A 13,723-nucleotide genomic window follows, 5' to 3' on the forward strand; every position below is an offset into this window, starting at 1 on the left:
AACAGCGAGGTTTTTTCATTTTTTTACAGAAGACTGAGGGCTAATGCGCGGTATTAAAACCGCAAATAATACAACAACCCCCGCACCAATCAATAATAAATAAAACCATTGTAGGTCTGATGACTTTTCAGAAGCAGTTTGTTCTGTTCGATCTTTCTTGTAGGAAGTGTTTTTAGAAGAAAACAAGTTATATTCTTTTGCTTTCGCAGAAATCGTATTATCTTCAGCTGATGCGTTCGCAAAAAGACTTTCTTTTAAGCTCTCTTTCTCTGCATCTTCCTCTTTTTCAAATGTAAGATCCTTTATTTCCTCCGGAATATTTCCTACTTCTTTTTTATTTTCTAGCAAAGATTCGGGGTCCAAGTTAATCGGATCATCCTTATATACATTTGGTTTAATCTCTTCAACGTTTCCGTCATCAGCTTCAGCCGCTGCTGCTATAGGGAAACAAAGAAGTGAAAAAATAAGAACAATACTTCCAATCTTCTTATTAAGCACTATAGGTTTCATCATTTTCAACCTCTTTAGTCGTCTTTAAAGCACGAATAATAGATGGTAGAACACTTAACACAGCAGTCATTCCCAGTAATACAATAAGCGCCTGTCCAAACAGAGACTGCATATCATATTGAATTGACATATATACTTTAGATACTGGATCTTCGTAATTAAAGTTTGGCATAGATAAGTTAAGAAGCGGGGTAATATAAAATAAAATCAACCCTACTGTCGTCACCCATCCAGCGAAGCTTCCTAATAAGAAAGCAATACGTACGAGTGTAGATGAAGCAAGCAATAAGACGATCGTAAAGATTGACCATTCCATTGCCCGGTCTCCCGATAACGAATAAATATTAAGGCTAAAGATACTTACCATTAACCCTACAATCAAATTCAATAACCCAAACAGCGTACCTTTTACAAGCATAGGTGCATGTCGGTAGTATTGACTGAAATAGCCAATTAGTAAGCTGCTGATTAAGATAATAACCAGAATGACAACCGGTGGAACCTCTTTTACTTTTTCAGCCGGCACTTCACCGCTTACTTGAAGAGGATTCGCTAAATAATGATAAACGTAATCATTATTCTGTCCATCTACTAATGTATTATTTAACAAACGGTATACCTGGCCGCGAACCAACTTCGTTGAATCCACGTTTTGGGCCCACTTGCTGTTAAGCGTGTCAGCTTTATCCTGGACTTCATTTACACGCTTCTGCAATTCATCTGTGTATGTGACAACATTAGCATGTCTTTCACCTAAAGATGAAATGAGTTCGTTCATTCCCTTCAACTCTTGACCCATGCTTTGCTGTAGCGTCATTAAGCCCGTTACGTCCGGAGCTTCTTTCTTTTCTAATGCTTGATCTTCACCTGCGCTAGATTGAAGCTCTTGATTCATTGCATTTGCTTTTTCTTGAATAGCTGATAGCTCTTCCATAATAGATGCTTGTTCAGCATCAACTGTTTGTCCATATTGATCCGCAAAATCTTGCACTGAACTTTGGAACTGTGCTAACTCTTCTTTTGTTAGAGACAAGTTTTGTTGGATTTGCTTACGCGCGTCTTGAGAAGAGACGGTGCCAGCTAACGCCTGCTGCAAACTTCCTTTAATAGAGTCATTGTTAAGGACGCTGTTCTGTATGTCTGTATTTCCTACTTGAGCTAAAGTCAAATCATACTGCGATAAATCACCGTAGTACTTTAGCATATCTTCTGCACTGCTGCTTTTAATCTTACCTGAGAATGTATTGCTCAGCTTTTCCTTGCGAGAAGCTGAAAGGTTTGGAGAAGATAAGATTTTATCTTCTTTGTTTTTAATCATCGTAATGAGATTGTCTACATTCACACTACCTTTAGAAGGCTTTTTGCCGTCTTCTTTCAACTTTTCATTCTCTTTTTTTAATCGTTCATTTTCTTCTTGAAGCTTAGCAATTTGACTGCTCGACGACTTGGTTGCTTCTTCTAAGTCTTTCTCTGCTTTGTTTTTCTGTGCTGTCAAAGACTTAACGTCTGCTTCCAAACTTGCAATTTTCTGCTTCAGCGCATCCGTATTTTCTCCTGAAGCTTCCGGCTGAACGGTTACATTTTGCAGCTCATCTTTGACTGCTTGTACCTGTGTTTTCAGATTAGCCACTTTTTCAAGCGCACTTTTCACAGCATTGGATGTACCTGATGCATCCGATGTGTCCGGTGTTTCAGGCGTTTCCGTTCCCTCAGATGTCTCAGGTGCTTCAGGCGCTTCAGGTGTTTCGTTCACCATTCCTTGGAGCTGCTGTTCTACGTCTTCAAGCCCTTTTGATATATCATCAAGCTTTGCTGTTTGCTGAGATAAATCCACTTTAATTGGTTCTGACGTTCCTTCGCCTTGACCGGAATCTGGCTGAGTTCCATCATTTTCTCCAGGATCCGTGGGCGTTTCTCCGCCTTGATTTGGATCTGGCTGAGTTCCGTTATCTTCCCCTGGATCCGCTGGCGTCTCTCCGCCTTGATTTGGATCTGGCTGAGTTCCGTTATCTTCCCCTGGATCCGCTGGCGTCTCTCCGCCTTGATTTGGATCTGGCTGAGTTCCGTCGTCTTCTCCTGGATCCGTTGAGCCTCCGCCACCATCACTTGATGAAGCTGTCTCTAGCTGCGCACGAAGCGGCTTTAGCTTATTTTCAATTTGATTTAGCGTTGTTTGCTCAGACTGCTGTTTGTATGAATTGACTATTTGGCCATTCAAGTCTTGCAGAGCTTTTTCTTGTTCACTGACGTTATCCGCTTGTTGATCTCCAAGTTCTCCAACGGCTTTTTGATTTTCATCCAGCTGCTGTTGGATGGAAGACAATCCGCTGAATACTTGATTGGCCTGCTCATTAAAATTTTGCTTGGATCTTGGCTGATTAGATTCAAGAGAAGACAACCCTTCTTGAATCGCAGCGACGCTTTGAGCCTGCGTTTTTTCAAGCATTTGCTTCTGTGTTTCTTGATATGTTTGATATTGATTCACATATTCAATGAAGCTGTTTAAATTCTTTTCAACCTGTTCTACGTCGCCTTGTCTGTCACTAGAACCTTTTTCTGCTTTATTTACATTATCTTGGATTTGCTGAAGAATTTTCTTTTGATCATTTAATTCACCCGCTAAATCTTTTGAATTCGGTTTATAAAAAGCGACCATTGTTTTTTGAAAGGCGATTTCTTTATTTAGAATTTTATCGAACTGTCCACGTACCTTATCCACTTCCTGTGATACATAACTCCAGTACAAAGAGGACATTTCATTATTAACCTTTGTAGTAGCATCTTCTAATTCCCCTACTACTTTTTCCTTATTAACTGCGTTAAGCTGACTTTGAACTTTGTATTCCAAAGTAGCTTTTTCTGGCTTTTTTTCCTGATACGATAAAATATTTTGTGAGAAAGTCGAGGGAATATAGATAACCGCATCATATTTCCCATTCTGTAAACCGCTTGTAGCTGCGCTTCGTCCAAGCACGGTCCATTGATAATCCGACCCCTCCTGTAAAAGAGGCGTCACTTTTCCTCCAAATTCTATCGCTTTTTCACTATTTTCTTTTACTCCATTATCTTCGTTAACAACCGCAATCGTTCTTGTTGAGTTTTCTGTGACTTGCAGCGGGTTGTCTCCAATATACTGGAAAAAGAAAGAAGGAAGAGCCAAAATTAAAACAACAGCTAATATGACTTTAAGTGTATACTTACGCTGTTCGGTCATGTTAAGATCTTCCTTTCACTTACACATAGCGGGATTTGAATTCTTGTTTCTTTTCCACTTTTAATATAATAACCGAAGCCAGGATTAACGTCGGCTTCTTTTCGATCATAAGGAAGTGTAAATAAGCTTTGCTCCGTTTTCTTCATCAGCAACACGGCTTGGCTAATTTGCTTCACTTCTGTTGTTAACGCGTCAAATCCTTTTGAAAACTCATTGTTGTTCCCTGCAACAATCAAGTTAAAGCCCAGGTGACTATAATTTTTCATCAATTTTGTAATACGATCCTGCAGGACGCTGTCTAAGTTTTGCTGGAATCGTACAAATCCGTCTACTACAAGCATGATCGGGGCAAATGAAAGACTGTGTACCGTTCCTGCCTGCACTGCTTCTAAATACTTATTTTCACGTCGCTGCAATCGTTCTTCAGTTAAATCAAGCCAGTCGATAATCTGTTCTTTTGTTTCCATGTAAACAACTTCATCTTCAGCTGCATAGCTTGATAAACCACGGTCAACCGAATCAAATAATCCGATTTGCTTCACGCCTTGTTCAAGCGCTGTTTGCAGTATGACCTTCACTACATTTGTCTTTCCTTTTTGCGTCTGCCCCATGACGATGCAATGCTTATTTTTCGTAAAGTTCATATGCACCGGTCGAACAAACTCTTCATCTAATCCAAGAGGAATGACTCCTTTTTCCCGAATAACTCTTCTGTCCGTCATAAACTCGGCAAGTACAAGTTTCGATGACAGCATTGGTACAGGCTCCGGAAGAATAGCATCAGCATATTGATTCTTTAATCGTTGAATGTGCAGCTTAACTGCATCAAAAATTTCAAAATCATCTTTTCCTTCCGCAGGTAAAAACAGCTGCGCAAAATAAGGTTGATCCGTTTTGATAATAGCCCGGCCTGGAATAGACTCTAGCGCATACGGCGTACGTCCCAAAATAGAATACGCTTCTGAATGATCCATTAAATAATGAACAACTTTCGTTTTCAAGTTATTCATAAGTGACTGACGAATAGAATTCACGCGCGTCGCGGTAAAGATCATATAAATTCCTAAAGACTGGCCGTCACGCACGAGCTGTGTGAACTGCATTTCTAGATCTTGCATTTCTTCTTTGACAAGATCAAAATTATCAATCGTGATAAAAATTAGAGGAAGCTCTTCTGAACTTAGAGCATTATACATTTTGATATTGCTAACTTCCTGCTGTTGAAATAACTGCTTTCGCCTTGCGATTTCTTGTTTGATAATCGCCATGAATTTTTCAATTTTACGCATTTGATCCATTAAGAAATAATCCGCCGTATGAGGCAGCTGACGAAGCGGCAGCAGCGTGCCGTTTCCAAAGTCAAAAATGTAATAATGAAGCTGCTCCGGGCTCTGTCTTTCAGCTAGACTAAGAAGCAACATCATGACTGTAAACGATTTACCGTATCCTGACGAACCAAATATACCAATGTTTCCATCGTCCATCAGCTGATAGTTATATACCGTTTGGCTTTGCTTTTCCGGTTCATCAATCAAGCCAATTGGGAATACCCTGTCTCGCTTCTCTATGTACTCACTGCGAAGCAATCTTTCTTTAAGAGGCGGCAGCCATGGACTATTTAATTTTTTGATACCTAATTCCTGCTGCGTTTGTTCGATTTTTTGCACCACAACATCAATTTCTGCTTCCGCTTGTTTAGATGACGTCTGCTGAGTAGATACATCAGATAAAGGAATCAACCCGAGATCTGTTACAATGGCTACTTCATCTTCAGCCCCATACGTATCTTCCATGTACGGCGCGCCGCTCCAAGCTGACTGAAACAGTTCATACACTTCATTATTTCCAACCTGCAGATAGCCTCGACCCGTCACCGTAATAGAAGCAGCGTCCGCATTTTTTAAGATTTCTTTACTGTCAGCGGCATCTTGGACTTTTAAAGCTACTTTAAAGCGTGCATTACTCCAAATTTGATCGTCAATAACACCGCCTGGCTTTTGCGTTGCTAAAATTAAATGAACGCCTAGACTACGTCCAATGCGCGCCGCGCTGACTAATTCGCGAATGAATTCTGGTTCTTCACTTTTTAACTCGGCAAATTCATCCGAGATTAAGAATAAATGAGGCAGAGGTTCTTCTGCCATACCTTGCTTATATAAATCTGTATAATCATTAATGTGATTGACTTCATATCTATCAAACAAGCGCTGGCGTCGCTTTAATTCACTTTTAATAGAAGCTAAGGCTCTTGTACTAAAATTCTTGCTTCCTTCAATGTTTGTAATGGTTCCAAGCAGGTGAGGCATGTTTTTAAACGGCTGAGCCATTCCTCCGCCCTTATAGTCAATCAATAAAAACGCGACTTCATGGGGGTGGAAATTCACCGCTAGAGAAAGAATGTACGTTTGTAAAAATTCACTTTTCCCTGACCCCGTCGTACCTGCAAGTAATCCATGAGGGCCGTGAGCTTTTTCGTGAAGATTTAGTTCAACAATATCTTCTTTTCCTTTTAAACCAATCGGAACTGCTAGCGACTTAGCTGATTCATTGCTGTGCCACCTTTGCACAATATCCAACTCACCAATTTCTCTTGCTTTAAATAATTCTAAGAATGAAACGCTGTTTGGAATTGAGTTGGTCATGCCAACTTGGTGATCCAATGTCCGCAGCATCCTTGCAAATCTTTCATTATAATCCAGCATGTGTTTATCTAGCTGAAATGGAATATTCACAGCTTTTTGCTTTTGAATTAATATATCCCCCTCGGATTCGTTAATATAACGAACAAGTGTGTGAACATGCTCCGTTAAGCTTTCCTTTGTTTCTGCCGCAAATATCGCAGAGAACCCAAGGTGAGGGTGATATCCTTCTAAATACTCTAAGATAACGTGATCTGCAATTAACTGCTGATTCGTAATAATAAAAACAAAGTGAGGCAAGAAAACCCCTTCTCCTTTTGCTTCATCTAAATCGCGTTCCCTCAGTATTTCATAAATAGAAGATAAAAGCTGATCTCTCGTTTGTTCATTATAGATGAAACCTTTCGCAAAAGAATGCGGAAGCTGAAAATGAGGAAGCCATTTCATCCATTCCCACTCTTTATATTCTTCTTCATCAAAAATGAATACGAATCTTACGTCATGATAACTGTGGGAAAATGCCAGCTGTCCTACAAGCTGATGCAGTTCATTCTTCACCGTTTTCATCTTTCCTACAAGACCGATAGAGCCTAAACCTAAATGAGCGGTAACAGGGGCATTTTTGACTTCTCGATAAACCTTTTCCATATGCTGAGACTGCTCAAGCAAATCATCAATTTCTCGATTAGCCATATCTCCGCTATTCAAAGAAATTTGGTAGCTTCCAGGAACTGTTCCTGTTCCAAGACGCACCTGTAAAAAATCACTGCTTTCTACAGTTCGTTCCCAAATTCGATCAGAAATCTGTTCTGTTAAATATTTCATTCGTTCAAACGTCGGAAAATGATAAGATAATACATCTCGTTGAACTGATACTAGTTCTTGTAATTCCTCGCGCTTGTTTTCTAGATACTTTGTATAGATTCGACGACGACGCTCCTGCCGCTTCTTGCGCTGTTTTTTATCTTTGAAGTATTGAACGGTGGATACAATCAGCGTGGTCGTAAACATCATGACAGATATAATAATAAAAATTCCCCTAGGCTGAATAATCGAGACCGTACCCATGACTAAAAGCATGACTAATGGCGGTAAAATAGTAAGCCATAAGCTTCGGTTATTTTCATCATTGTCTTGAGACGGAAAGGACAAGCTCACCTTATCATTAGGCAAATCATATATCATCCGCGGTGTCCGTCTATAAACAGGATACTTCTTTTTCATTTCAGAAATAGGTTGTGCCGTAGCTGGAAGCTTAGATGCATAATCATAGTAGCTTTGAATCTTCAGCAAATCTTTTTCGATCAATTGAATCGTCATAGAAGACCATAAAATAAGATCTCCGGGCTGAAGGTTCATATTCTCTTCTAGTCGGTGTCCGTTAAGATAAAGCGGTTCTTGGTTATAAAAGACCTTCCACTTCCCGTTTATCTTTGATAAGTAAAATCCTTCTTTTGGCTCTATTACACACTTTTCTTTCTGCTGATACACATCAGCTGCTTCATCACTTGTGGAAAACGAGACTTCTGATCCGTAATCAATATAATAGACAGCTTCTTTAACAGCCGTCTCTGTAAGGACAAAGGTTAAAGCATGTCCTTGTTCTCGCCATACAAACGACTCAGAAACAGATAGCTCTGCTATCCTTTCTTGTCCGTAGGAAATCAAGAGCCGGCCGTTCTTTTCAGATGACAGCGTCATTTGCCCTTTCTCAAACGGATAGGAAAACGTAAAAGTTTGATGCTGAGCGTTTCCAACCGTTGCTTGGCGAAAGGTTTTAAAATCTATAGGCAGCTGCTGATACGTTTGCCCACTAACTATCCAAAGCATATTCATACAACTACCTCCCTACTTCGATTGATCTTCCTGCTGTTTTTTCTGCTCTTCTTGTTTCTTTTTCTCGGCTTCTGCAGCTTTCTGTTCTTCTTTCTGCTGCTTGGCCGCCTGTGCCTCCTCAGCTTGTTTCTCTTCTTGCTGCTTGGCTGCTTTCGCTTCTTGCTGATCATTTTCTTTCTTAAATTCTTCAAGTTCATTCGCTACTTTATCAAGCTCCTCTTGCTTTTTATCAGCCGCTAAATCGTTGTCTGTCTTTAGCTGACCTTCGTATTTCATTAGTGCATAGATAATTAACGAACGTTCTTCTAACAACCTGCTGACTTCTAGCGCTTTTTTGTTGTCTCCTCGGCCAATGTAAAACCAATAGGCAAAATACTGAGGATCTGACTGAAGCGTAATAGTCTTTAAAGCATTTGCTTTTTGCTCCTCTCCTAACTTTTCATTAACAAGATAGGAAGTTGCTATTTCGTATTGCACAATTTTAGGCATGCTTTGAATATCGTAATCTTCAAGTGTGTCGACTACTTTGCTGTAGTTTTTTTCAAGAAAGTATTCGTTGCTTTCTACAAATGCTTCTTGTTTCGGCTGAGCAAAAAAGTAAGAGTAAAAAGTATAAATAAGAGCTGGAATTAATAATACAAGTATACCCACAGATGAAAACTTAAAAATGGTCCAGCGCTTTTGAGGAAGTTGAACGAGTGTCTTTTGATGCTTTTCAATTTGGGTTAGCTTATGCTGAACAAATTGACTCAACTCTTCCTCATTGCTGATATGCATTATTTTTTTAGCTTCTTCTTTTAATTGCAAGGTCTCATATAACTTAAAATACTGTTCAAATGTATGCGATGAGTCAACGGCCGCTGCTATCGTAGCCTTTAACTCTTGAAAGCTTTGTTCCTCGTTAGACTCATAAGGAGGTAAACTTTCTTTCACTCCATAATGTAAAAAAGCCGGACTTAAACTTTTATCAAAAACGATATTTTCTGGACAAATCAACAAATGCAGCCTTGAAAAAGAATGCTGCTTTACCTTTTTGATAAGCTGATCTGCAAACAGCCACTTTTGCTGTTCTTCTTTTCCTCTTAATGCAGTAAAAGGTTGAAATTCAGAGGTAGGCTTAATTGTTATTTTAAGTTCATCATCGCTCATCATGATTTCTTTTTGAAAAGCCGTGTTTACATCCTTTAACATTTCAATTTCAACAGAACGATTAAGTCGAATCTTTTCTTTTTGAAAAACAAATGTATATTCATTATTATGACGTGTCATTACAGCTTCGAGCTGTTCTTCTAAGTAAGTCGGTTTCTTCTCTGACATTCTAATAGACTCCTTTAGAGAATTTCGATACAATCACCTGTGGTAATTCCGCAGTTAATCATCGTCTCATTTCCCGAGAAAATAAGATTTTTATTTGAAACACGTATCCACGCACCGTCCTTTGGTGATTGAGTAATCTTTTTAGCTTGCCAAACGATCTCGACTACTTTTTTGAGTGAATGATAGTTTGATAGTCGCAAATCGAACCGATCACCTGTATAGTGCTTTAAGTCTACTGTTACTTCTATATACATAGGGTTTCATCACCTCAAAACATAGAAAAAGCGCCTTCATCTTTTGAGAATGGGGCGCTCCTTTTATTACTTCACTTAGATTATTAGATGAAGTTAACCGCGGATTTGGCTAGCGATTTGGTTATCTGTATCTTCAAGAACATTTGCAGAGTCATCTAATTGCTTAGCAATCTTTGTAAGTAGGTTAGACATTTCAACGAAAGAAGGCTTTAATTCTTCGTATTGAGCAGCAAACGCTTCGCTTGAAGCACCTTCCCACATGTCTTGAAGTTGATTTTTCATTGTATCAAGACGGCTTACTAATTCTTGAACTTGACCGCTTTCGTTAGTATAGCGACCTGCCATGTCGCGAAGCTCTGCTGGTGTTACGCGAATAATTCCTGACATACATATCTCTCCTTCGGTTTATATATTTACTATTATTGTAAGAAACTCTAGTGATAAGGTCAAAGGTTACTTGCAAAAGCCTCCAAAAATGAGAATATGTATCTACAAATACCCCTAAAAAATGCAAATAAAACCTAAAAAGCCAAGATTTTGTTCTCATTTAAACCTTTTCCATCTGATCTATAGGTACCTATTTAAAAGAAAATAAAAACTATAAGACCATTAAATTACATTTCTGTGCATTATCTATAGAACTATTTACTAGTAACAAAAAAGCAGCAGCCTATTTAAGGCCCTGCCTATATATTATATCTTCTATTTATTTAAGATTCAGACATGCTTGGAACAAGCACATGCGCTTGTTATTGCTTTGGCTACTGCTTAAAATAGTTTTGATCTTCTTTTAACATCCTTATTTCTTCGGGGATGAATAATTTTGAGAGAGGCGTGTCAGGATTAAGTAATATCGCTATTTCTTCATTTAATACAGGCAGCATATCCTTAAATGATACGCATACGGTCTTTTCATCTTTTAGCATCTGTTCGATAGGATATTTTGACGAAAAAACAGGTAAATATCGGCACGCTGCGCTTTTCATCGTCTGGACGTAGTGCTCTGCAATTAATATATCTGATGCTCCATGCTCTGAACTAACAACTAGCCATAAATTGCTATTCATTAAAGTTTTATAAAATTGAGCAATTTTCTTATTATCTTTCATTGCTTCAATTAACGATTTTTCTAATAAATTAAATGTATATTTCATTTCCGAGACAATCCTGTAAGGAACTGTACCATTTCACTTCCAGCGCCATCATATACTTCATTCATTCTCTCTTCACTTCCTCTGTGCTGTCACTAAACATAATGTTTGAAGGATTCATCTCCTGACTTAAAATGCCCAACCCCATTTGAATAACGCCATAAGTAAAAAATTCCGTTCGACTGCATGTAGAACCTTTCACTACTTTTTCTTCCCAAGACATAGAAAGCGAATTCCACATAACATTAAGAGTACCTAAAGGTTTTTCAATCGTTCTATGCATATTGTCATACGTATTCCATTCTTTTAAGTTCTTTATGTCATTCCACGTATCTTGTGAATGGGCGCTCCCATCGCTCCATACGCTCGACCAAAACTCCGTCCAGCCTGAAGAGCCTTCTAGCTCTCCATCTGCTTTTCTCATTTGTTCTGCAGTGTCTTTTACTAATAAATGTGCATTTTCCGTTAGCGAATCAAGTTTGCGAATCATATGCTGTAACTCTTCCTGCAAGTCCAGCACTTTATCAATATCTGCAACAGACAAGAAATGTAGATTTGTAGCTTCCCAGCTTAGTTTTTGAAGTGCATCAGCCGTCTGTGAATGAGACTGCTGAATTCGCTCTGCAAATGTCTGCAGCACCTCTGGATTTACTTTTATCTCCATGTATGTCCGTCCCCCTATCTCTTGTAAGCCTTCAGTCATCATCCAAACATTTTTTAAGCCTATACGGAAAGACTCACTTTCTAAAGGAGTGAGCCGATAATGTTATTTATTACGCCGATGCTAACTCTCTTAATCGTGAAATTTCTAAGCGTAAAGTTTGAAACAATTCATCCCTTACGTCGTACAGATGAAAAGTAGATTGCGTAATATCATTATAAATATCCTCATATGAGCTCTTAGAACGCCCTGACCAATCTGACGCATATTGTTGGTGCGAATTTTGAAACAGATAGATACCCTCTTCAAGAAATTCCATGATACGTTGAACTTCATGTAAATATGATTCTAATTGATCTGCATCTCGACTATATTCTTTACTTTTTCTTCTTCGCTCTATGTCGTCAAAGAGATCATCAATTGCATCCATAAAATGTCCCCACGTCCTTCTTCCTCTTTTATTAGAAGTCTCTTAAAGTAATGTTAAAATAAGGTTACAAAAAACAAAATCCATCATTCAAACTATTTTCATACCTAGGAAAAAATATCTACATTTCTCTTTTTTTACTTATTTATACAGGGAAAATAGAGAAAATAAACAACGCCAGGCTGCTGTAATAAAGCAGTAGACGTTGCTTTTTAGGTTGTGACACTGCTGTTGTAAAAAGGCAGAATACCTAGTTTACATTCGACCTTTTTGTTTCTTTTTCTTGTTAAATGGCTTTTTTGAAGGTTTCTTAGCTGTACGGGACTGCTCTTTTGTTCCTTCGTCGACGATTTCGCCCATATAAAGCTCTTTTTTCGCTAATGAAAGTTGAAGTTCACGTGCGATTTGTTTTAAATTTCGCTCTTCTCGTTCAGTCACAAGAGAAATGACTGTACCTTCTGCTCCCGATCTGCCTGTTCTACCTGAGCGATGTACGTATTGATCTGCATCTTGAGGAACATCGATGTGAATTACATGCGTCAATCCCTTAATGTCTAATCCTCTAGCTGCGACATCTGTTGCTAATAAGACAGGGAAATCTCCTTTTCGAAACCCTTTAATCGTCGTAGCACGATCTTCTTTTTTCGTTTCACTGTGTAAAGAGCCTGCTTCTACACGCTTAAATGTTAATTTTTCTTCAAACTCGATGAGAGTATCAATCCCTTTAAAAAAGGCTAAAGCTTTCATTTGTTCTTGACGAACTAGTTTTCTAAGCACGTCCACTTTATCTCTAGCTTCACTTTTGATGTATACATGCTCTACCTTCGAAGCTGGAAGTTCATCTCTTCCTACCTCTATTTCAAGAGGGTGGTTCATCATATCTTTCGCTAGCGATTTGGTACGTTCTGATACAGTAGCTGAGAAGACTAGGATTTGACGATCACTTAACGCCATTTTTACAATCTGTTGAACCGTTTGAACATGCTCAGGTACAAACAATTGATCCGCTTCATCAATCACAATTGTTTTGACTTCGTGCATCTTTAATTTCTTCATTTTAATTAGCTCGTTCAAACGTCCTGGGGTACCAACAATGATATTGGGACGTTTTTTGAGTTTTTCTAATTGCCGTTTCATATTTGCTCCGCCAATAAACGCAGCGCTTGAAATACCGCTTCCCTGCGACCAAGTTTGAATTTCACCGTGAATTTGCATAACCAATTCATGGGAAGATGCTAAAATAACAGCTTGAATATGAGATGGTCCCGGCTGAATGCGATGTAAGACAGGCAACAGATATGCCAGCGTCTTTCCTGTTCCCGTTGGGGATTCTCCTATTACATCTTTATTAGCTAAAATCTCTGAAATAGCTTTCGTTTGAATGGCAGTAGGCTCATTGAACCCTGCTTTTTTCCACGCCTCTTGTAAAAAAGGCTGTAAAGTCTCTATAAACTGACTCATATCTATCTCCTTTTCCATGCTTTTCTCGATATTATAAACGATTTTTTTCATTTCAATTAAACGAATGTATCAGTGGCCATGTGCGTTAATACTGACCTTAATTTCTATTTATAAATAAACCTTTCTTATCCCAAGGGACCCTGTCAATCCGTCAGTAGAAAAATCGGTTGTTACCTTAACTTTTCTACATCAATAAACATAGCTTCAACTATGATACACTATTGCTTCTATAGAAAACAATATGATCCTCTTT

The 13,723-nt window shown here is 38.7% G+C and carries 10 protein-coding genes; all 10 read right to left on the bottom strand.

Annotation, left to right across the window (positions count from 1 at the left end; all coding sequences use genetic code 11):
• Nucleotides 1-15: 15 nt before the first annotated feature.
• Nucleotides 16-513 (bottom strand): type VII secretion protein EssA, encoded by a 498-nt coding sequence (gene essA / locus AC1DEF_RS23650; protein ID WP_097824760.1) that lies wholly within the window; start codon nt 511-513, stop codon nt 16-18.
• On the bottom strand, nt 491-3,724 hold the full coding sequence (esaA, locus tag AC1DEF_RS23655; RefSeq protein ID WP_477727566.1) for a type VII secretion protein EsaA: 3,234 nt from the start codon (nt 3,722-3,724) through the stop codon (nt 491-493). The genes essA and esaA overlap by 23 nt, the downstream gene beginning before the upstream one ends.
• Nucleotides 3,721-8,199, bottom strand: a complete 4,479-nt coding sequence (gene essC, locus AC1DEF_RS23660; RefSeq protein ID WP_097824758.1) for a type VII secretion protein EssC — start codon at nt 8,197-8,199, stop codon at nt 3,721-3,723. Before essC ends, esaA begins: the two co-directional genes overlap by 4 nt.
• Nucleotides 8,200-8,211: 12 nt before the next feature.
• Nucleotides 8,212-9,516: a type VII secretion protein EssB gene (gene essB, locus AC1DEF_RS23665; RefSeq protein WP_097824757.1), complete on the bottom strand. Its 1,305-nt coding sequence runs from the start codon at nt 9,514-9,516 to the stop codon at nt 8,212-8,214.
• 14 nt (nt 9,517-9,530) lie between these two features.
• The gene (gene yukD, locus AC1DEF_RS23670; RefSeq protein ID WP_013055106.1) at nt 9,531-9,770 is read right to left on the bottom strand and encodes an ESX secretion system protein YukD; all 240 of its coding nucleotides are present in this window, start codon (nt 9,768-9,770) and stop codon (nt 9,531-9,533) included.
• A gap of 93 nt (nt 9,771-9,863) precedes the next feature.
• Nucleotides 9,864-10,157, bottom strand: a complete 294-nt coding sequence (locus AC1DEF_RS23675; RefSeq protein WP_013055105.1) for a WXG100 family type VII secretion target — start codon at nt 10,155-10,157, stop codon at nt 9,864-9,866.
• A gap of 374 nt (nt 10,158-10,531) precedes the next feature.
• The gene (locus tag AC1DEF_RS23680) at nt 10,532-10,924 is read right to left on the bottom strand and encodes an SseB family protein (protein ID WP_097824756.1); all 393 of its coding nucleotides are present in this window, start codon (nt 10,922-10,924) and stop codon (nt 10,532-10,534) included.
• A gap of 61 nt (nt 10,925-10,985) precedes the next feature.
• Nucleotides 10,986-11,585, bottom strand: a complete 600-nt coding sequence (locus AC1DEF_RS23685) for a WXG100 family type VII secretion target (protein WP_097824755.1) — start codon at nt 11,583-11,585, stop codon at nt 10,986-10,988.
• Nucleotides 11,586-11,694: 109 nt separating this feature from the next.
• Nucleotides 11,695-12,012 (bottom strand): hypothetical protein, encoded by a 318-nt coding sequence (locus tag AC1DEF_RS23690; RefSeq protein WP_013055102.1) that lies wholly within the window; start codon nt 12,010-12,012, stop codon nt 11,695-11,697.
• Nucleotides 12,013-12,264: 252 nt separating this feature from the next.
• Nucleotides 12,265-13,470 carry a DEAD/DEAH box helicase gene (locus tag AC1DEF_RS23695; protein WP_057245273.1) on the bottom strand — a complete coding sequence of 402 codons (1,206 nt, stop codon included), beginning with the start codon at nt 13,468-13,470 and terminating at the stop codon, nt 12,265-12,267.
• Nucleotides 13,471-13,723 lie beyond the last annotated feature (253 nt).

This window comes from Priestia sp. 10L35 (genome assembly GCF_056395685.1).

Bases quoted from the DNA above. Each gene is read 5' to 3' on its own strand.
- essA (WP_097824760.1), bottom strand. From the start codon at position 513: ATGATGAAACCTATAGTGCTTAATAAGAAGATTGGAAGTATTGTTCTT.
- esaA (WP_477727566.1), bottom strand. From the start codon at position 3,724: ATGACCGAACAGCGTAAGTATACACTTAAAGTCATATTAGCTGTTGTT.
- essC (WP_097824758.1), bottom strand. From the start codon at position 8,199: ATGAATATGCTTTGGATAGTTAGTGGGCAAACGTATCAGCAGCTGCCT.
- essB (WP_097824757.1), bottom strand. From the start codon at position 9,516: ATGTCAGAGAAGAAACCGACTTACTTAGAAGAACAGCTCGAAGCTGTA.
- yukD (WP_013055106.1), bottom strand. From the start codon at position 9,770: ATGTATATAGAAGTAACAGTAGACTTAAAGCACTATACAGGTGATCGG.
- AC1DEF_RS23675 (WP_013055105.1), bottom strand. From the start codon at position 10,157: ATGTCAGGAATTATTCGCGTAACACCAGCAGAGCTTCGCGACATGGCA.
- AC1DEF_RS23680 (WP_097824756.1), bottom strand. From the start codon at position 10,924: ATGAAATATACATTTAATTTATTAGAAAAATCGTTAATTGAAGCAATG.
- AC1DEF_RS23685 (WP_097824755.1), bottom strand. From the start codon at position 11,585: ATGGAGATAAAAGTAAATCCAGAGGTGCTGCAGACATTTGCAGAGCGA.
- AC1DEF_RS23690 (WP_013055102.1), bottom strand. From the start codon at position 12,012: ATGGATGCAATTGATGATCTCTTTGACGACATAGAGCGAAGAAGAAAA.
- AC1DEF_RS23695 (WP_057245273.1), bottom strand. From the start codon at position 13,470: ATGAGTCAGTTTATAGAGACTTTACAGCCTTTTTTACAAGAGGCGTGG.